This is a genomic window from Lysobacter sp. Soil_N_51 (assembly GCF_057655755.1).
This window is the reverse complement of the sequence record NZ_JBDGLR010000011.1, coordinates 128,046-148,282: the sequence shown is the minus strand read 5'-3', so window position 1 is coordinate 148,282 and position 20,237 is coordinate 128,046. Positions and strand designations below refer to the sequence as shown.

The 20,237-nt window shown below is 67.9% G+C and carries 15 protein-coding genes; 7 read left to right on the top strand and 8 right to left on the bottom strand.

Translation table 11 applies throughout. The features are described 5' to 3' along the window. Nucleotides 1-22: 22 nt before the first annotated feature. The 5 genes from AC3A4T_RS21260 to prmB all read right to left on the bottom strand — a co-directional run bounded on the left by AC3A4T_RS21260 (nt 23) and on the right by prmB (nt 7,274). Complete coding sequence (locus AC3A4T_RS21260; protein ID WP_487677227.1) at nt 23-2,080, bottom strand: motility hub landmark protein FimV; 2,058 nt, start codon at nt 2,078-2,080, stop codon at nt 23-25. A gap of 296 nt (nt 2,081-2,376) precedes the next feature. Next, a complete protein-coding gene (locus tag AC3A4T_RS21255; RefSeq protein ID WP_487677226.1) occupies nt 2,377-3,399 on the bottom strand; it encodes an aspartate-semialdehyde dehydrogenase in 1,023 nt (340 codons plus the stop codon). Nucleotides 3,400-3,534: 135 nt separating this feature from the next. Then, nucleotides 3,535-4,527, bottom strand: coding sequence for a 2-hydroxyacid dehydrogenase (locus AC3A4T_RS21250; protein WP_487677225.1), 993 nt, complete (start codon nt 4,525-4,527; stop codon nt 3,535-3,537). Then, nucleotides 4,520-5,650 (bottom strand): chorismate synthase, encoded by a 1,131-nt coding sequence (gene aroC / locus AC3A4T_RS21245; protein WP_487677224.1) that lies wholly within the window; start codon nt 5,648-5,650, stop codon nt 4,520-4,522. The genes AC3A4T_RS21250 and aroC overlap by 8 nt, the downstream gene beginning before the upstream one ends. Before the next feature lie 694 nt (nt 5,651-6,344). After that, entirely contained in the window at nt 6,345-7,274 is a 930-nt protein-coding gene (gene prmB, locus AC3A4T_RS21240; RefSeq protein WP_487677223.1) for a 50S ribosomal protein L3 N(5)-glutamine methyltransferase, read from the bottom strand. A 309-nt stretch (nt 7,275-7,583) separates the two neighbouring features. Between prmB and AC3A4T_RS21235 the strand changes: the two genes are divergently transcribed. The 4 genes from AC3A4T_RS21235 to AC3A4T_RS21220 all read left to right on the top strand — a co-directional run bounded on the left by AC3A4T_RS21235 (nt 7,584) and on the right by AC3A4T_RS21220 (nt 12,979). After that, entirely contained in the window at nt 7,584-8,228 is a 645-nt protein-coding gene (locus AC3A4T_RS21235; protein WP_487677222.1) for an SCO family protein, read from the top strand. After that, entirely contained in the window at nt 8,225-9,073 is an 849-nt protein-coding gene (asd, locus tag AC3A4T_RS21230; protein WP_487677221.1) for an archaetidylserine decarboxylase, read from the top strand. Before AC3A4T_RS21235 ends, asd begins: the two co-directional genes overlap by 4 nt. A gap of 31 nt (nt 9,074-9,104) precedes the next feature. After that, complete coding sequence (locus AC3A4T_RS21225; protein ID WP_487677220.1) at nt 9,105-10,172, top strand: hypothetical protein; 1,068 nt, start codon at nt 9,105-9,107, stop codon at nt 10,170-10,172. A gap of 734 nt (nt 10,173-10,906) precedes the next feature. After that, nucleotides 10,907-12,979 carry a putative bifunctional diguanylate cyclase/phosphodiesterase gene (locus AC3A4T_RS21220; RefSeq protein ID WP_487677269.1) on the top strand — a complete coding sequence of 691 codons (2,073 nt, stop codon included), beginning with the start codon at nt 10,907-10,909 and terminating at the stop codon, nt 12,977-12,979. A 67-nt stretch (nt 12,980-13,046) separates the two neighbouring features. On the opposite strand, the gene AC3A4T_RS21215 is transcribed toward AC3A4T_RS21220, so the two are convergent. Continuing rightward, the gene (locus AC3A4T_RS21215; RefSeq protein ID WP_487677219.1) at nt 13,047-13,730 is read right to left on the bottom strand and encodes a lysoplasmalogenase; all 684 of its coding nucleotides are present in this window, start codon (nt 13,728-13,730) and stop codon (nt 13,047-13,049) included. Between the two features lie 457 nt (nt 13,731-14,187). Further along, on the bottom strand, nt 14,188-15,780 hold the full coding sequence (locus AC3A4T_RS21210) for a transglycosylase SLT domain-containing protein (RefSeq protein WP_487677218.1): 1,593 nt from the start codon (nt 15,778-15,780) through the stop codon (nt 14,188-14,190). A gap of 226 nt (nt 15,781-16,006) precedes the next feature. On the opposite strand from AC3A4T_RS21210, the gene AC3A4T_RS21205 reads away from it, so the two are divergent. From AC3A4T_RS21205 to greB, 3 genes are all read left to right on the top strand, one after another. After that, on the top strand, nt 16,007-17,542 hold the full coding sequence (locus tag AC3A4T_RS21205; RefSeq protein WP_487677217.1) for a helicase HerA-like domain-containing protein: 1,536 nt from the start codon (nt 16,007-16,009) through the stop codon (nt 17,540-17,542). 73 nt (nt 17,543-17,615) lie between these two features. After that, nucleotides 17,616-18,110, top strand: coding sequence for a copper resistance protein NlpE (locus AC3A4T_RS21200; protein WP_487677216.1), 495 nt, complete (start codon nt 17,616-17,618; stop codon nt 18,108-18,110). Between the two features lie 7 nt (nt 18,111-18,117). Further along, nucleotides 18,118-18,642 carry a transcription elongation factor GreB gene (gene greB / locus AC3A4T_RS21195; RefSeq protein WP_487677215.1) on the top strand — a complete coding sequence of 175 codons (525 nt, stop codon included), beginning with the start codon at nt 18,118-18,120 and terminating at the stop codon, nt 18,640-18,642. A gap of 66 nt (nt 18,643-18,708) precedes the next feature. Here the strand turns inward: greB and AC3A4T_RS21190 are convergent, their stop codons facing one another. Beyond that, nucleotides 18,709-19,929, bottom strand: a complete 1,221-nt coding sequence (locus AC3A4T_RS21190; protein ID WP_487677214.1) for a cytochrome P450 — start codon at nt 19,927-19,929, stop codon at nt 18,709-18,711. Nucleotides 19,930-20,237 lie beyond the last annotated feature (308 nt).

Sequence of the window (20,237 nt, the reverse complement as noted above, 5' to 3'; positions counted from 1 at the left end):
CCGCTCGCCGCGCTGATGCGCTTCAGCTGGACGCCTCGATCTCGCGCAGCAGACGCGCGGCCTGCTGGCGGGCGGCGTGGTCGCCGTTGATCAGCACTTCGCCGAGCAACTGGCGGGCGCTGCTTTGATCGCCCAGGTCGAGGTAGGCACGGGCGAGTTCGATCCGCTCTTGACCGGGATTGGCCTGGCCCGGGCTGGTTGGGGCCGGGGCCGGGCTGGCCGGAGCCTCAGCCGCAGCCACGGCGGCCGCGGGCGCAACCGCCGGCTCGACCCGCGCCGGGGCCGCGCCGCTGCGCGCCGCGCTGGTACCGACTTCGCTGGAATGCCAGGTCGGCACCTTGGCCTTGTTTTGCGGCTCGGCCTTCGGCGCGGTCCAGAACGGCGCGCTGGCCGGTTCTTCGGCGGCCGCCGAGGCGGCGGCCGGGACCGGTTCGACCGGCTTGGCCGGTGTTTCGGCCTCGGGTTCGCCGAGCAATTGCGCGACCGGATCGACCAGCGGCGCGGCCGGCTCGGGGCGGCGGCGCAGCGAATCGACCGGATCGGCCAGCGGCTCGGAGCGCTCGCCGGTCGCGTCCGAAGCCGGCAGCGGCGCGCGGAACGCCGGCTTCTTCGGTTCGCGCCGGCTCATCACCCAGCCGCCGACCAGCAGCGCCAACACGCCCAGGCCGCCGAAGATCCACGGCAGCGGCGAACCGCCGTCGCTGCGCGCCTGCTGTTCGGCCAGACGCTGCTGGCTCGCGGCCAGCTCGCTGTCCTTCATCGCGATCAGCTTCTGCTGCTTGCTCTGCAACTGCTCCAGATCGGCGACCTTGCTCTTGAGCTCGGCCAGTTCCTGCTCGCGCGCGGCGAGGGTCTCGGTGGTCTGTTGATTGTCCTGACGGACCATGTCGCCCTCGCCTCCGGCGCTGATGCCGGACTGTGCTCCGGCCTGGGTCGCGCGGCTGGCGCCCGGCGGAACGATTTCCAAACGTGCGTCGTCGCTGCGCGCCGCGCCGGGCGCGTTGGCCGCCGGCGCGACCGGCGCCTTGGCGACCGCGTCCGACTCCAGCCCGATCGGCTGCGGCACCGGCGCGCTGGCCACGCCCTGGCGCCACTGCTGCACCTGGACCCGGACCAGCTCGCTGGCTTCGCGCGGATCGAGCGTGGCCAATTCGTTGGTCGGCGGCAGGCGCAGCACCGCGCCCTGCCTGAGCCGGTTGATGTTGTTGCCGATGAACGCCTCGGGGTTGGCCCGCAGCAACGCGATCATGGTCTGGTTGAGCGTGTGCGGGCCGCTCAGGCCGGCGGCGATGCCCGACAGGGTCTGTCCGCCCTGCACGGTGATATCGCCTTCGGCGGCGACCTTCGGCGCGGCCGCGACCGGGCGCGGTTCGCGCGGCTCACGCGCAATCTTGCCGGCGTTGGGACGTTGCGGCGCCGCTTGCGCCGGCGCGGCGGGGACCGGGTCGGCCTGGACCGCGATCGGTTCGGCCGGCAACGGCTGCGCCTGCGGCTCGCCCGGCGCGATCACGCTGCCGGGGTCGTAGCGGTCGAGCTGGTTTTCCACCGCCAGCGGATCGGTCGCCGCCGGCTGCGCGCCGAACGGCAGCGGCGCCTCCAGCGGACGTTCGATGGTGTTGGGGTTGGCGCCGGTCGCGGACTGGATCGGCGGCTGCATCGGCGCGGACACCGTGCGCGGTGCGTCGATCAGCGCCGAGTACTCGCGGGTCAGACGGCCCTGACCCCAATCGACTTCGATCAGGAAGGTCAGCGCCGGCTGGGTGACCGGCTGGGTGCTGGTGACGCGGATCACCGGCTTGCCGGCGGCGTCCAGCGCCAGGGTGAAGCGCAGGTCGGTGACGATGCCCTGCGGCGCGTCCAGGCCGATGCGGCGGAAGGTTTCCGGCGAGGCCAGGCCGGCGCGCAACTGCGCCAGTTCCTCCGGTCCGGTGGAGATCACCGGGATTTCCGCCAGCAAGGGATGGCCCGCGCGCGACTTGACCTCGATCTGGCCCAGACCCAGCGCACAGGCCGCTCCGCTGGCCAGAGCCAGCGCCAGAGCCAGGGCGGTGCGTGCGAAACCCGATCTCACGGACGACATCTTGCGGACGATCCCCATTAACCCAAAGTCAGGCGGCGACTCTAGCGGTCCGTGGGCGTGATGCGCAACGCGGAGTGAAGATTTCGTTGCGAACGCCGGGCAATCCAGGCATCGCGGCGCGGTTTTGTCGGCGGCGATCACGCTATCGCAACGCGGCCGCATGCGATGCATCGAAGTCCGCGCGGGCGCGGCGTCGCCATCGCCGACATTAAATACGTTCGCGCCGCAAACAAGATCGGGCCCCGCGGGGCCCGATCTTCAATCACGACAGCGAGCCCCAGCGGGGCGCCTGGCGATCAGCGCTCGTTCCAGACCAGCTCGGCCAGCTGCACGGCATTGGTCGCCGCGCCCTTGCGGATGTTGTCCGACACCACCCACAGCGACAGCCCGCGCGGGTGCGAGATGTCCTCGCGGATGCGGCCGACGAACACCGGGTCCTGCCCGGAGGCATGGGTGACCGGGGTCGGGTAACCGCCGTTGACCGGTTCGTCGACCACCACCACGCCCGGCGCCTTTTCCAGAAGCGCGCGCGCGTCGACAGCCGAGAGCTTGTCGCGGGTTTCGATATGCACCGCCTCGGAATGGCCGTAGAACACCGGCACCCGCACCACGGTCGCGTTGACCCCGATGCTGTCGTCGCCGAGGATCTTCCGCGTTTCCCAGACCAGCTTCATTTCCTCGGTGGTGTAGCCGTTGTCGGTGAAGTCGCCGCCGTGCGGGATCACGTTGAAAGCGATCTGCACCGGATACACCTGCGGATCGATCTGCTGGAAGCTCAGCAGCGCGGCGGTCTGCTTGCCGAGTTCTTCCATCGCGCGCTTGCCGGTGCCCGACACCGACTGGTAGGTCGCCACGTTGATGCGCTCGATCTTGGCCTGACGATGGATCGGCGCGAGCGCGACCAGCATCTGCATGGTCGAGCAGTTGGGATTGGCGATGATCCCGCGCGGACGGTTGCGGGCCGCTTCGGGATTGACCTCGCTGACCACCAGCGGGATGTCGTCGTCGTAGCGGAACGCCGAGGAGTTGTCGATCACCACCGCGCCGGCCGCGGCGAACTTGGGCGCGTATTCCTTCGACACCGAGCCGCCGGCCGAGAACAGCGCGATGTCCACGCCGGTCGGATCGAACTTCGCCAGATCCTCGACCACGATGGTTTTGCCTTCGTACTCGAGTTTCTCTCCCGCCGAGCGTTCGCTCGCCAACACATGCAGCTTGCCGATCGGAAATTTGCGCTCGGCCAGCACCTTCAGCATGGTTTCACCGACCGCGCCGGTAGCACCGACCACGGCGACATTGCAGGACGTCTTGGCGTTCATCTGTTCTCAGTTACCTGACTTGTGGGGACCGCCGGACCCATTTCCGGCGGTTTGAAGCGGGGATTCGGGATTGGGGATTCGGGATTCGCAAAAGCGCGTTCGCTTTCGAGGTATCCGCTTCCCAATCCCGAATCCCTAATCTCGAATCCCGGCATTCAACAACGACGGCGGTTTGCCCGCGTTCGGGCCATGGCCCAATGCGGCGATCAGATTGTCGACCGCCAAACTCACCATCGCCCGGCGCGTGGCCAGACTGCCGCTGGCGATATGCGGCGTCAGCACCACCCGGCGCTGTTCGAGCAGGCGCGGATTGAGCCTGGGCTCGCCTTCGTAGACATCCAGCCCGGCCGCGGCCAATCGCCCTTGCTCTAGCGCATCGCACAGCGCGTTCTCGTCGACGATGCCGCCGCGCGCGATATTGGTCAGGGTCGCATGCGCCTGCATCTTCGCCAGCGCCGCCGCGTCGATCAGATGATGCGACTGCGGCGAATACGGCAGCACCAGGATCAGGTGATCGGCGTGCGCGAGTAGATCGTCGAAGCCGACGTATTCGGCGCAATGCAGGCGTTCCACCGTCGCCGCCAGGCGGCTGCGGTTGTGGTACATCACGCGCATGCCGAAACCGGCCGCGCGACGCGCGATCGCCTGGCCGATCCGGCCCATGCCGAGAATGCCCAGGGTCGAACCGTGCACGTCGCCGCCGAGCAGGCTGTCGAAACTCCAGCGCTGCCAGTGGCCTTCGCGCAACCAGCGTTCGGCCTCGGAAATCCGCCGCGCGGTCGCCATCATCAGCGCCCAGCCGAAATCGGCGGTGGTCTCGGTCAGCACGTCGGGCGTGTTGGTGGCGAGGATGCCGGCCGCGCTCAGCGCCGGCACATCGAGATTGTTGTAGCCGACCCCGACGTTGGCGATCGCGCGCAGTCGGGCGGCGCCGGCGATCTGCGCCGCGCCGATCGGATCGTTGAGCGTGACCAGCGCGCCGTCGGCCTCGCGCAACGCGGCGGCGACGGCTTCGGGCGCGTGCTGAGTCACCGCGGTCGTCGCCGACACCTCGAAATACTGGCCCAGCCGCGCGATCACATCGTCGAACAGCGGCTGCGACACCCACACGCGCGGACGCTCAGTCATCGTGGCCCGACTCGTGACGGTCGAAACCGGGGTCGGCGGGAATGCGCGGGGTGATCGTGCCGACGTCGCCGCACTGGGCGCGATGGCGCAGGGCCTGATCGATCAACACCAGCGCGACCATCGCCTCGCAGATCGGGGTGGCGCGAATGCCGACGCAGGGGTCGTGACGGCCGGTGGTGATTACGTCGACTTCGTTGCCATGGATATCGACACTGCGACCCGGCAAGCGCAGGCTCGAAGTCGGCTTGAACGCGGTCGAGCAACGCAGCTGCTGGCCGGTGCTGATGCCGCCGAGGATGCCGCCGGCGTGGTTGCTGGCGAAGCCGCGCAAGGAAATCTCATCGCGATGCGCACTGCCCTTGGACGCGACCGAGGCGAAGCCGTCGCCGATCTCCACGCCCTTGACCGCGTTGATGCTCATCAGCGCCGCCGCGAGCTCGCCGTCGAGCTTGCCGTAGATCGGCTCGCCCCAACCCGGCGGCACGTTGTCGGCGATCACGTCGACGCGCGCGCCGACCGAATCGCCGGACTTGCGCAGCGCGTCCATGTAGGTTTCCAGCTCGCCGACCTGGGCCGCGTCGGGCCAGAAGAACGGATTGCCTTCCACCGCAGACAGGTCGTATGCGTTCGGCACGATCTCGCCGATCTGCGACATGAAGCCGCGCACGACCACGCCGTAGCGTTCGGCCAGCCACTTCTTGGCGATCACGCCGGCGGCCACGCGCATGGTGGTCTCGCGCGCCGAGGAGCGTCCGCCGCCGCGCGGGTCGCGCAGGCCGTACTTCTGCCAATAGCTGTAATCGGCATGGCCGGGACGGAATTGTTCGGCGATCGAACCGTAGTCCTTGCTGCGCGCATCGGTGTTGCGGATCAGCAGCCCGATCGGGGTGCCGGTGGTGCGGCCTTCGAACACGCCGCTGAGGATTTCGATGTCGTCGGTCTCGCGCCGCGCCGAGGTGTGGCGGGTCTTGCCGGTGGCGCGGCGGTCCAGGTCGCGACGGAAATCTTCCGGCGCGATCGACAGCCCGGGCGGACAACCGTCGACCACGCACCCGATCGCCGGACCGTGGCTTTCGCCGAAGGTCGTCACGGTGAAGAGCTTTCCGAAGCTGTTGCTGGACACGACGGGGTTCCTGGTGCGTGCCGGTCGAGCCGGCGTGTGGGGCGAGCAGAATGTTCGGTGGCGCGCGCGTGTTTTTTATGAAGTAGTTTGTGGCTTGGGCTTGCGTCGCGCTTGTCGCTTCGATGGTATGACGCGGCGTTCGCTTGTGGAAATGAGCATTGGTGCGGGCTTAGAACCACGGTTGATGCAGTCGTCGCGGCTGGCGTTGGCCCTCACCCCGGCCCTCTCCCGCAAGCGGGAGAGGGAGCGGTGCATCAATGCTTGAAGCGGCGCGGAGATTCGGCTCGCCGCGTCTCGGCTCCCTCTCCCGCTTGCGGCGACCGAAGGGAGTGCAGAGCTGAGAGGGCTGGGGTGAGGGCCGAAGGCTCAAGCCATGACCGCTTCCGCCAACACCCGCAAACCACCGCCACGAACGCACCACCGACCCGACCCACGATAGCCGACATGCCCGGTTTCCGCTGTAACGAAGGTCCCACGCGCAGCCGCCACGGAGGCTGAAACCCGCGGGCATTCGACGGAAAAGATCGCTTCCGGCGCTCACCCGCTCGCGACAGGCCCGCTAACCGCAGGCCCACCGGCAACAGATAAGTTCCGACCGGCTTGGCGCCGGGACGTAACGCTGGCGATCAGCGCAACGCGCGGCGCGGCGAAAGGCGTGAACCGCCTTTCGCTACCGGCCGCCGACGCGCGTGGCTCAGGCTCGCGCGTCGGCGAGCCGTTTAATGGCGTCGTGGTGTTCGACCAGATCGTGGCGCTGGACCACGAAGATGCCCATCTGGCCGACCTTGAATTCGATCCAGTCCAGCGGCAGCTGCGGCAGCAGTTCGACCAGGGCGCGCTCGGCCTCGCCGACTTCGCAGATCAGCACGCCATGTTCGCTGAGGTGATCGGGCGCATCGCGCAGGATCTTCAGCGCCAGGTCCAGGCCGTCGTCGCCGGCGCGCAGGCCCAGTTCGGGCTCGTGCGAATACTCGCGCGGCAACGCGTCGGTTTCGTCGTTGGTCACGTACGGCGGATTGGTCACGATCAGATCGAAGACCTCGCCCTGCAGGCCCTGGAACAGGTCGGACTTGCGCAGCTCGACGTTGCCGGTGTGCAGGCGTTCCTTGTTCTCGGCCGCCAGCGACAGCGCCGCGTCGTTGATGTCGGCGCCGATCACCTGCCAATCGGGGTTGTAATGCGCGGTGGCGATGGCGATGCAGCCCGAACCGGTGCACAGGTCCAGCACGCGCTCGACCTCGCCGCCGCCGAGCCAGGGCCCGAAGCCGGACTCGATCAGTTCGGCGATCGGCGAACGCGGCACCAGGGCGCGTGGGTCGCTCTTGAAGCTCAGGCCGGCGAACCAGGCCTCGCCGGTCAGGTAGGCGGCCGGGATGCGCTCTTCGATGCGGCGTTCGAACAGCGCCAGCACCGCGTCCTTCTCCTCGCTGGTGACCTTGCCCTGACCGTAGACCGGGCTCAGGTCGTGCGGCAGGTGCAGCGCGTGCAGGACCAGTTGGGTGGCCTCGTCCAGGGCATTGTCGTAGCTGTGGCCGAAGGTCAGCCCGGCCGCGCTGAAGCGGCTGGCGCCGTAGCGGATCAGGTCGACGAGGGTCAGCGATTCGAAGGAGACGGAAGCGGGCACGGTGGGTCCAGGGCGAAACAAGGCGCGCAGTATACCGGCGGCCGGGGGCGTTATCGCGGGGGTTGCGCGGTTTTGAGGTGATTTGGCTTGCGTTTGCGTTGGTTTTCGCGCGGCTTGGGGGTCGCGAACTTGCAACTCCCGGTTGAACCCACTCGATGGCCTCCCCCTTTGCAAAAGAAAAGGGGGAAAAGCATGGCCCGTCAAAGGGCAATCGGCACGGGCCGCTGGGCTGATGGCGCTTCGGCACACCCAAACCCGCCTCGCCGGCCATCGCCGGTATCATGGCCCGGCACACACGCTGGAACCGCCATGTTCAATCGCACCACCGCCATCGTCCTCATCGCCGCGCTCGCCGCCGCGCTCGGCCTGTGGGCCTCGCAGAAGTATTTCGGCAGCGTGCGGCACGCGTCGCTGCCGCAGACCGAAGCGGTCCGCCTGATCGAACCGCGCCGCACCCTGCCCGCGTTCTCGCTGCGCCAGTCCGACGGCACCCAGCTGATTCCCGGCGAGCTCAAGGGTCATTGGACCTTGGTCTTCCTCGGCTTCACCCACTGCCCCGACGTGTGCCCGACCACCCTGGCGCAGATGTCGGTCGCGCAGAAAGCCTGGGAATCGATTCCCGAAGCGACCCGGCCGCGGGTGCTGTTCGTCTCGGTCGACCCCGAGCGCGACACGCCGGACAAGATCGGCGAGTACGCCCACGGCTTCCATAAGGACACCCTGGCTGCCACCGCCGATGTCCCGGCGCTGGAGAGCTTCGCCAAGTCGCTGAGCATGGTGTTCGCCAAGGTGCCGGCGCCCGACGGCGCCCCGGCCGACCAGTACACCCTCGATCACAGCGCCAGCATGGTCGTGCTCGATCCGCAGGGCCGCATGGCCGGCCTGCTGCGTCCGCCGTTCGACCCGAACGTGATCGCCAAGGACATGGCCGCGCTGACGGAGGCCGCGCCTTGAGCCTCGTCACCACCCTGACCTACGTCCTGCCGCACCGCCTGATGTCCTCGCTCGCGCGCGCGCTGGCCTATTCCGAAAGCCCCGGCGTCAGCCGCTGGCTGATCGACACGGTGACGCGCAAGTTCGGCGTCGACCTGGGCGAAGCGGCCAACTCCGATCCGCGCGCGTACCCGACCTTCAATGCCTTCTTCACCCGCGCGCTCAAGCCCGGCGCGCGCGTGGCCGATCCCGATCCACGGGTGCTGCTGATGCCGGCCGACGGCCGCATCAGCCAGTGCGGGCCGATCCGCGACGGCGAGATCTTCCAGGCGAAGGGCCAGTCGTTCACCGCCACCGAACTGCTCGGCGGCGACGAAGCCGCGGCCGCGCCGTTCCGCGATGGCGTGTTCGCGACCGTGTACCTGTCGCCGAAGGACTATCACCGCGTGCATATGCCGTGGACCGGCACCCTGCGCGAAACCGTGCATGTCCCGGGCCGCTTGTTCAGCGTAGGCCCCGACGCGGTGCGCAACGTGCCGCGCCTGTTCGCGCGCAACGAGCGCCTGGTCTGCCACTTCGACACCGAGTTCGGGCCGATGGCGATGGTGATGGTCGGCGCGCTGCTGGTCTCGGGCGTGGAGACGGTCTGGAGCGGCGTGGAGATTCCGCGCTACGGCGACATCGTCACCACCAAGGACTACCGCGGCGAAACCGTCACCCTGGAGCGTTTCGCCGAAATGGCCCGCTTCAACTACGGCTCGACCGTGATCGTGCTGCTGCCGCCGGGCGTGGCCGCGCTGGACCCGGGCCTGGGCGCGGAAACCGCGGTGCGCCTGGGCCAGGCCCTGGCCCGACGCGGCGACTGAACCTCATCCACGCTTTCCTAAGGAAGGGACCATGCCCTCGACCCACCGCCCGGCCCTGCGCCGGGCTGCGCTGACCGCGACCGTCGCGTTACTGACGCTGGCCCTGGCCGCGTGCGGCAGCAAGAGCGAAACCGAACAACTGGCCGAACTGCGCGACGGCATCACCTACACCCAGTACCGCCGGTTGTCCGAAAACGGCCTGCCCAGCGGCCTGACCGCTTACCAGAAAGGCCTGCATTGGACCGGCGAAAACTGGGCTTCGAACAATCCCACCGCCGACCTGCCCAAGGGCGATTTCAGCGAAGCGCAGTTGTGCGTGGTGCATGTGCTGATGGCCTACGGCGCGTTGATCGCCAACAAGAACACCATCGCCCTGGCCGAAAGCGACATCGTCGAGGCCCAGTCCTGCGGCGCCTTCGACCGCGCCGCGGCGGCGTCGTTGCGCGCGGTGGTGTTCCAGCGCGAGCAATGGCCCGGACTGGCCAAGCTGGAGGGCGAGAAGGCCTGGGCGCTGCCGACGCAGGCCGGCGAAGACCTGCCGCCGGCCGAGCACGTGATGGTGCTGCACGCGGCGCTGGCGTACTTCGCCGCCAGCGAGCAGGAATGGGAGCGCGCGCAGGTGCATTTCGACGCGCTCGGCCATTTGCTGGGACAGCCGTGGTTCGCGCAGATACCGCCGGTCGGCATCGCGTTCAAGGAAGGCCGCACCCGCGACGGCCTGAGCGCGATCAAGAAACTCAGCGTCGATCCGACCGCGCCGGCGGAAGTGCGCAAGGAACTGGTCGCGTTGATCGCGAAAGTCGAAGCCAAGGGCGGCGATGTCGACTCGGCGATCTTCATGCCGCGCCTGGTCGCGACCCTGACCTGGGAAATGATCGCCAGCGAAGGCCCGCAACTGCTGCGCACCGCCACCGGTTTCGCCGAGCAACAAGCGCAGTGGGCGGCGATGAGCGACACGGTCAAGGACGGCACCGGCAAGGCCAAGGCCACCGCGGCGCAATGGTGGAACAAGGCGCGCGAGGCGGTGTCCTCGCCGGACGAAACGCCCGCGGACGAAACCAGCGACGGCAAGAGCGAAGCCGACACCCGTTCGCGCTGACTGTTCGCACGCGCGGCGGCGGCGGTCGCGGGTGGATGCCGCGCCGATGCGGTCGCCGCACGCTTGCGGTGCGGCGTCGAGCGATCCGATTTGCGGGCCCGACAACAACGGTTCGATTGAACGCCGCTGCGATCCGATTGGTCGCTACGCTGCTTGCCTATCCACTGCGATCAAGGCGGCCCGAGCGGACCGCCCGCCGCGGTATTGATGGATGCCTGACTGAAAATCGACGCCCGGATTCGCGCTTCGAACCAGCGATCGCAAGCCGGCATGACGCCGACGCCGTCAAGCTCGACCAACGCCATCACTTACCGACGAAACCTTCGGCGATTCTTGCAACCGGGATCATGCGCGTCCGCACGCGACGCAGTTCGCCGGGACGCAGTTCGCCGCCATGCCGCACGCCGCACGCCGCATGCACAAGGTGACTGGCACACGCCTGTCAGCAATAGATGAGTGGTGAAAGCTCACTAATTTTCCACCCGACAAGATAGACAGACGATCAATACCCGGCATTGAACCCAATAACGTCCGTGCGCGTCGGCGTTCGGCCACTGAGTTCCGCCCGCACACCCACCCGGCACACCGCATGCACGAGAGCCGCGGACGAACGCTCGCTCGATGCATCGACGCGCTTGACCGATCCGAGCGGCCGCGTACCATCGGGCCAGCCCCGCGATGCGCGTCGACCGAACCCGAATGCGGGGGCGCAACATACGAAGAGGCGTGCCATGTTGCAGGGGATCTACAGCGAACACCTGGTGGCGATCTCATACGTCGTCGCGGCGCTCGCTTCGTATGTCGCGCTGCACCTGGCCGGTCGCGCGACGAATGGCGACGGTACGGCGCGCTGGTGGTGGCGGATTGGCGGCGGTTGCGCCATGGGGTTCGGCATCTGGTCGATGCATTTCATCGGCATGCTCGCCTTCCAGTTGCCGATTCCGCTCGGCTACGACCTGCCCCTGACCTTCTCCTCGCTGATCGCGGCGTGCATCGCCTCGAGTTTCGCGCTGTGGCTGGTGACCCAACCGGAACTGCCGCCGCTGCGGCATGCGCTGGGCGCCGTGCTCATGGGCGGCGGAATCGCCGCGATGCACTACACCGGCATGGCCGCGATGGAGATGAACCCCGGCATCGTCTGGGATCGATTCTGGTTCGTCGTGTCGATCGTCGTCGCCGTCGTCGCCGCCGGCACGGCGCTGTGGATCGCCTTCAGGCTGCGCGGCGAAAACCGCAAGGCCTGGCGCATGCGCGTCGTCGCGGCGCTGGTGATGGGCCTGGCAGTGACCGGCATGCACTACACCGGGATGGAGGCGGCGGGGTTCCCGGAAGGCAGCATCTGCACGGCCGCCGGGCCGAACGGCATCCCGGTGAAGTGGCTGGCCACCTTGGTCACGATCGCCGCCTTCGCCATTCTCGCGATCGCGCTGACGACCGCCGTGCTCGACCGGCGCCTGGAAGAGCGCACCTCCAGGCTGAGGTTCTCGCTCGGCAAGGCCAACGATCAACTGGTGTTCCTCGCCCTGCACGACAACCTGACCCGGCTGCCCAACCGCGTGCTGCTGGAGGACCGCATCGACGAAGCGGTGCAGAAGAGCGCCCGCTCCGGCGCGCGCTTCGCTTTGATGTTCATCGATCTGGACGGCTTCAAGGCCGTCAACGATGTGTATGGCCACCACATGGGCGACCGGCTTTTGCACGAGGTCGCCTCGCGTTTCACCGGCACGCTGCGGGCGCAGGACACCGTGGCGCGCATCGGCGGCGATGAATTCGTCGTATTGATGGAACTGAGCGAACCCGCCGACGCGGCGATCGTGGCCGAAAAACTCATCGGCGTCATGAGCGCGGATTTCCAGATCGACGGCACGCCGATCCGGGTCTCGGGCAGCCTCGGCATCGCGATCCACCCCGAGGACGGCGCGGATGGACGCGAACTGCTGACCAACGCCGATGCCGCGATGTACTACGCCAAGGAACACGGCCGCAACGGCTTCAGATTCTTCGAGCCGTCGATGAACGAAGGCGTGCGCGAGCAACTGAGCCTGATGCAGGATCTGCATCATGCGATGGAGCGCAACGAGTTCGCCTTGCACTACCAGCCCAAGTACGGCGCGCCGAACGGCCCGCTGATCGGCGCCGAGGCGCTGCTGCGCTGGTATCACCCCACCCGCGGCATCGTGCCGCCCGAGCGTTTCATCGTGCTGGCCGAGAAAAGCGGAACGCTGGTCAAGCTCGACGCCTGGGTGCTCGACGAGGCCTGCCGGCAGTTGCGCGTCTGGCGCGATGCCGGATTGGACCTGGCGGGGATCTCGGTCAACCTGTCGCCGGCGCAATTCGAATCGACCGAGCTGTTCGACTTGGTGCGCGAGGTCCTGGCGCGGCACCAACTGCAACCCGGCGCGCTGACCCTGGAAGTGACCGAATCGACCGCGATGAAGGACCCCGAGTCGAGCCTGGTGATCCTGCGTCGCCTGAGCGATCTGGGCGTGCGGATATCCATCGACGACTTCGGCACCGGCTATTCCAGCCTGCTTTACCTCAAGCGCCTGCCGGCGCGCGAACTCAAGATCGATCGCGGCTTCATCCGCGACTTGAGCCACGGCACCGAAGACGCGGCGATCGTCTCGGCCATCGTCGAACTGGGCCGGATGCTCGATCTGAACATCATCGCCGAAGGCGTGGAAACCTCCGCGCAGGCCGGACTGCTGGCCGACCTGGGCTGCGACTCCCTGCAAGGCTATCTGTTCAGCCAGCCCTTGCCCGCGGACGATTTCATGGCGCTGGTCGCTCGCGAACCGGGGCTTTGAACACGCATGCGCGGGGCCGGTTCGAGCGGCAGGCGCGTATCCGCAGCTTGAGCGTCGCGGTGATCGCTCAGGTCTGTCTCTCGCTGGTCGGCCGCACCGACGAGCCGATCAGCATCTGGGCGATCCAGTAAGTCGCCAGCACCAGCGCCGACGCCGCGCCGAACGGCGCGGCGAAGCGGTCGATTGCCAGGGTGGCGTCGGAGGCGACGAAGAACGCACCGCCCAGCGCCGCGAGCGCGGTCGAATGCGAGCGCCGGCATCGCCACGCCACCGCCGCCTGCGCCGCCATCGCCGCGAGCACCACGACGTAGACGATCACCGGAACGCGCAACTCGCCCGGCAGATGCGCCCACAACACGCTCAGCACCGCGCCGGCCAGCAGCGCGTAGGCCAGGTACGGCCAGAGCCGCGCGAACAGGCGCGCGCGCCGCGCCAGCCCGAGCAGATAGGCGATGTGCGCGCACAGGAACGAGCCCAGGCCGAACACGAACCAGTCGCCGGGCAGCATCAGGAACACGTCGCCACAGGTCGACAGCAGCAGGCCGGCCACGATCGCGCGGCGATACGCGGGCTCGGCCGCGCGCCCGTGGCGCCAGACCATGGCCACGATCAACAGCGTGGTCAACGGTTTGAACAGGTAATGCAGCCACGGCGAAAAATAGGCGCCGGCGATCGCGAGCAAGGCCGACGCGGCCACCGCCGCCCACCATGCGCGCGGCGCGGTCACGGAATCGTCGATCGTGTGATTCATGCGCTTGCATCCTGAGTGATCGCAACCGATCCGCGTACCGGCGCCGCGCCGACTGCGATGCCGGCCTCGTCGATTATGGCCTCGATGCATTCGCGCGAACGTGTCTGGCTCGCCAGCATCGCAGCGAAGGCCGAGTTGTCTTCACAGCATCCGGAACGCGGCAATGGCGCGCGCGCGTCGGCCCGGTAGCCGCGCATCGCGGCGAATACGCACGGCAGGCCGTGTTGGTGTCGGCTTGCAAATGCCACAAGCCGGGATCGATCCCATCGGCAGGATCGATGCGCCGATGCGGCTGGAGATCCAGGTCGACCGCCGCGACCGGCGCGACGACAGATCGCCGGACCCGCACGCCTCGCCAGTCCGGCAGCGAAAGGCTCAGTCGCCGTAGCGACGAAGCCGTCCCGATCAGGGCTGTACGCATCCATGCGTCAGCCCGCGGCGGCGCGCGCCGTGCGACTCAGCCCCCGCAGCCGCTCAACTTCAGCGTCTGCCCCGGCTTGACCATGTAACGCGGGCCCTTGATGCCGTTGGCCTTGGCCAGCTGCTTGGTGTCGCACTGGAACTTCTGCGCGACCTCGGTCAGGGTCTGGCCGCGCTGCACCTTGTGGGTGCGCGGCGCGGCGGCCTTCTTGGCCGGCGCCGGCTTGCCGGTGGCCACCGTGGTCGGCACGCCGGTGGCGACGGTGACCGGCAACGTGCCGTCTTCGCCGGCGGCCTCGGCCGGCAATACCGTCAGCGGGCCGGTGCGCACGATCGCGGTGGTCGCATCGCTCATCACCAAGGTGCGCGCGAGTTCGGCGCGCTTGCCCTGCACGCACCAGCGGTTGTACAGGCTCACCATCTTCGGCGTGGCGTTGAGCGTGGTGCCCGCGGCCAGGTAGCTTTCGCCCTTGTAGCGTGGGTTGAGGTTGCGCAGCGCGCGCATGTAGCCCTCGCGGCTGCCGCTGCTGCCCATGCAGATGGTCAGTTCATAGATCGAGGTCGGCTTGACCAGGCGCATGGTCGCCGCCTTGTTGTCGACTTTCGGAAATTGCAGACCGTATTCGCGCGGATGCAGGAACAACCAGGCCGCGGCGATCACCATCGGCACGTAGTCGCGGGTTTCGGCCGGGAACTGGTTGTAGACCGATTCGTCCCAGAAATTGCGCCCGCCGCTGGCCTTGTTGATGCGCAGCGCGCGGCCTTCGCCGCCGTTGTAGGCGGCCAGCGACATCTCGATGCTGTTGTTGAGCTGGCCCAGGCGTTCGTTCAAATACTCCGCCGCGGCCTGCGAGGACGCGCGCGGGTCGTAGCGGGTGTCGAAACCGCTGCCGTCGTCGCCCAGGCCGAAGCGCTTGCCGGTGGCGAACATGAACTGCAACGGCCCGGCCGCGCCGGCGCGCGAGACCGAATGCACGCGGCCGTTGGATTCCTTGGCCATGATTCCGAACAGCAGCGCCTCGGGCAGGCCTTCGCGCTGGAACGAGGGCCACATCATCTGGCGCATGTACTGGTAGTTGTCGTAGCTCTGCATCAGCGGGCCGCGCATGTCGGTCAGCCAGCGGCGGATGCCGGCCTGCACCGCCGGGTTGTACTGGACCATCTTGACGAAGCGCTGGCCGTCGTCGCTGAGCAACGCGGCCGCGCGCGCGGCCTCGGGCACGTCTGCGGCGAAGTTGTCGCTGTCCAGGATGGTGGCGTCGTCGCCGTCGTCGTTGCTCGCGGCCGAGGCGTCGGCGTTGGCTTTCAACAGGCGCTTGTAGCCGGCCAGCATGGTGTTGACCTGGCAACCCTTCTGCTTGAGGCAGGCCGCGATCACGTCCTCCATGTCCTCCAGCGCGGCATCGCTGTCCTGACGGCCGCTGGGATCGGCGTTGCGGATCTTGACCAGGGCCGACTGGTAACGGGTCTCGGCCGATTGCATGCGCTGAGTCAGCGCATCGACCGCGGCCTGATCGCGCTTGGACAACGCGGCGGCTTCGGGAGCGAGACTGCACAGGGCCAGTGCGGCGGCGAGCGGCGCGAACAAGGCGCGGCCATTGAACGAAGCGAAGCTAAAGGAAACGGGCATGAGGGCGCGCGGCAGGTCCTTGTTGCGGGGGGCCAGGGTAACGGCGCGGGTCCGCGCGCGGCAAGAACTGCGACGCGATCGGGTTTTCCGTGCGTGGCGAGTGGCTCGGCGGTCTTGACGGCCATTCACACGCCGCCAGCGTTCACGAACCACCCACGCCTGCCGCTAGAACACGCCTGCCGGTAGAATCAGCGGCTTGCTCCCCACTCGAACCACGGACGCGGACATGGCCCCGACCCCCGACGCACGCCCGAACGACATCCTGCTCGGCAAGGCCGTGACCACGCCCGACAGCGGCTTGGTCTACCTGCACACCAAGCTCGGCAACCGTCACGGCCTGATCGCCGGCGCCACCGGCACCGGCAAGACCGTCACCCTGATGACTCTGGCCGAAGGCTTCTCGCGCCAGGGCGTGCCGGTGTTCCTGGCCGACGTCAAAGGCGACGTGGCCGGCCTGGCGATGCCCGGCGCGGCCAACGACAAACTGCAATCGAGGCTGACCGAGATCGGCATCGCCGACTGGGCGCCGAGCGCCAGCCCGGTGGTGTTCTGGGACCTGTTCGGCAAGCTCGGTCATCCGGTGCGCACCACGGTCAGCGAAATGGGCCCGACCCTGCTCGCGCGCATTCTCGAACTCAACGACACCCAGTCCGGCGTGCTCGACATCGTGTTCAAGCTCGCCGACGACCGCGGCCTGCTGCTGCTCGATCTGGAAGACCTGCGCGCCCTGCTCGGCCTGGTCGCCGACGAGCGCAAGGACATCTCGACCAGTTACGGCCTGGTCAGCACCCAGTCGGTCGGCGCGATCCAGCGCTCGCTGCTGCGCCTGGAACAGGAAGGCGGCGATCATTTCTTCGGCGAACCGGCGTTGCAGCTGGCCGATCTGATGCGCACCACCACCGACGGCCGCGGCGTGGTCAACGTGCTCGCCGCCGATTCGCTGATCCTCAAGCCGCGCCTGTATTCCAGCTTCTTGTTGTGGCTGCTGTCGGAATTGTTCGAACAGCTGCCCGAAGTGGGCGATATCGACAAGCCCAAGCTGGTGTTCGTGTTCGACGAAGCGCACCTGCTGTTCGACGATGCGCCGGCCGCGCTGCAGCAGCGGGTCGAACAAGTGGTGCGGATCATCCGTTCCAAGGGCGTGGGCGTGTACTTCTGCTCGCAGTTCCCCGACGACATCCCCGACAACATCCTCGGCCAGCTCGGCAACCGGGTGCAGCACGCGCTGCGCGCGTTCACCCCGCGCGACCAGAAGGCGGTCAAGACCGCGGCCGAAACCTTCGTGCCGAACCCGGCCTTGAACGTGGCCGAAGCGATCTCGCAGCTCGGCACCGGCGAAGCGCTGGTCTCGACCCTGCAGGACAAGGGCGTGCCGATGCCGGTCGAACGCACCCTGATCGCGCCGCCGCGCTGCCGCATGGGCGCGATCACCGAGGCCGAACGCGCCCAGGTGCGTGCGACCAGCCCGATCGGCCCGAAGTACGACACCGCGATCAACCGCGAATCCGCCGCCGAAATGTTGCTGCAACGCGCCCAGGCCGCGACCGAACAGGCGCAAACGCCGCCGGCAAAGACCCGCGAACAGGACGATCAGGAAGAAGGCGGCTTCGGTCAGGCGGTCAAGGACGCGGTGTTCGGCACCAAGCGCCGCCAGGGCATGGTCGAGACCATGGCCAAGCAGACCGCGCGCACCGTCGGCAACCAAGTCGGCCGGCAGATCCTGCGCGGCCTGCTCGGCGGCATTTTCGGCGGCAAGCGCTGAGGCCGGCGCGCGACCGCATCGATCGTTTCAACACGACACCGTTCGTTTCCACTCATTGCACAGGAAGCCGCACATGAATCAGAAACTGCTCGCTCTCGCCTGCCTCGCCGCGCTCGCACTGAGCGCCTGCAACAAGCCCGCCGAAGCGCCGGCCGCGCCGGCCGACGCGCCGAAGGCCGCCGAACCCGCGCCGGCGCCGGAACCCGCCCCGGTCGCCGAAGCGCCCAAGGCCGGCTTCGACGTCGCCGCCTTCGCCGGCAGCTTCAGCGGCACCCTGCCCTGCGCCGATTGCAGTGGCATCGACACCAAGATCGAATTCAAGGCCGACGGCAGCTACGCGGTCGACGAGACCTACCAGGGCAAGAAGGACGGCGCCTTCAAGGGCGACGGCACCTGGACCGCCGAGGAAGACGGCAAGCGCCTGCGCCTGGACCCGAACAGCAAGACCGATCCCGATCGCCTGTTCGAAGTGGTCTCGCACGAGGAAATCCGCCAGCTCGACACCGAGGGCAAGGCGATCGAATCGCAGGCCAACCTCAGCCTCAAGCGCGCAAGCGCGGCGCAGTAAGGCCGCTATGGGCCGCTGGCGTCCTCCCGCCGAAACCGGCACCGCCCTGATCACGCGGGAGGGCCACGCGCGGCTCAAGCACGAACTCGACGACCTGTGGCGGATACGCCGCCCGGAAGTCGTCAAAGCCCTGGCCGCCGCGGCGGCCGAGGGCGATCGTTCGGAAAACGCCGAATACACCTACCGCAAGAAACAGCTTGGCGAGATCGACCGGCGCGTGCGTTACCTGAGCAAGCGCCTGCCGCTGCTGCGGGTGATCGAGACCACGCCGAGCGACCCGCAGTCGGTGTTCTTCGGCGCCTGGGTCGAGGTCGAAAAAGTCGCCGACGGCGAGCTGGCGCGGTATCGGATCGTCGGCCCCGACGAAACCGACGCGCGCCTGGGCCACATCAGCATCGATTCGCCGCTGGCGCGGGCGATGCTCAAGCGCCGGGTCGACGACGAATTCGAAGCGATGCTACCCGGCGGCATGGCGCGGTTCGCGATCGTGCAGGTCGATTACAGCGGCGCGGGTCCGAACGTTTCGGACTGAGCGCGGCGGACCATCGCATCGGGCCAAGCGCATCGCGCCAGGCCGGCTCACCCGCGCATCAAGCGCTCATCGCCGACGCGGCGAAACCACGCCGACGAAATCGGTCGGCACCGCGAAGCCTTCCTTGCGCATCCACGGCGAATGCACCGGGCTGAGATCGCAGCGGAAGTCGCGCACCATCATCGCGCAGAACAATACCAACTGGGCATGCCCGACTGAGGCGCCGACGCACGAGCGCGGGCCGAAACCGAACGGCACGTAGGCGCCCTTGGCCTCCTGCCGCCGCGACGACAGCCAGCGGTCGGGATCGAACACTTCCGGCTCGTCCCAGTACTCCTCGGAGTGATGCAGGATGTACGAGCTCAACTCGTAGATCTGGTCTTTTTTGACCGACACGCCATCGAGATCGATGTCGCGCTGAGCGACCCGCCGGGTCACGAACGGCGTCGTCCACAGCCGCATCGCTTCCTTGATGAAGCGCATGGTGTGCGGCAGCTTGCGGATCGGCAGGGTGTACAACTCCTCCCACTCCAGCGCGTCCATTTCCTCCTGCAAGTGCTCGCGCCAATCCGGGTACTGCGACATCGCATACACCAGGCAAGCCGCCATCATGCCGGGCACGCCGGAGATCGCGATCATCTGCACCGTCACCAAGTAAGTGACGCGATCGACCCCGATGCGATCCACCAACCCGAGCAAGGGTTGAGTGAAATCGTCGCGCGACTCGCCACACGCGACGCGTTGCTTGATCTGCCGCGTGATCGCCCGCGTCGCCGCCCGATGCAGCAGGAAATCCGGAATCCGCCGCCACAGCGGCACGTGCTGTTCGAGCTGGATGCGAAAACGCAGTTCCTGTTCGTCGATCAAGGTGCGCAGATCGCGGCCGTCGATGCCGTCGATCGCCAGCGGAATCAGCGCGCGCGACACCGTGCGCCACATCAGCTTGGTCAGGTCTTGCTCGCGCCCCGCATGTTCGCTGAGATACGCCTGCATGCGCCGGTGCAACGCGAGCATCTGCTCGGGCGTGACCAGCGCGCCGCTGCGCTCGGTCAGCAGGGCGCGCACTTCGCGCCAGGTCACCGGTTCGGACTTGCGCATGCCGAGCACGTCGGCGAGCGAATCGATGACCTTGAGGTCGTCGGAATTGATCTTGTCGACCTTGTTGGCCAGGGCCGGGCTGAAAATGCCGACGACACCGCCGGGCAAGGGCAGCACCGGGCCTTCGCGACGCACGCGCTCGAGCAGGCGCGCCGCGGGGTCGTCCGCGGGATCGGGCTGGATGGTCAAGGAGCGCCTCGTTCTGATCGGAGGGCGACCGGCGATCGGCCGCCCTCCTGCTTACATGGTCCTGCCCGCATCGTCCTGACCACGTCAGGCGAGCGTGCGGATAGAGCCGAGGATCAGAATTCCACCCACAGCGGCCACGTCTTCCACAGGCTGCTGGTTTCGTTGGGATGGATGTTCATAGCGACACGAGCAGCGCGAAGCAACCTTGCCATCTCTCATCTCCTTGTCTATGAGTGCGTATCAGTACGCAACGGTGGACTGTGCGGCGAAAACCGCACAGTACCGGCCTTATAGCACCGCGTTTCCGG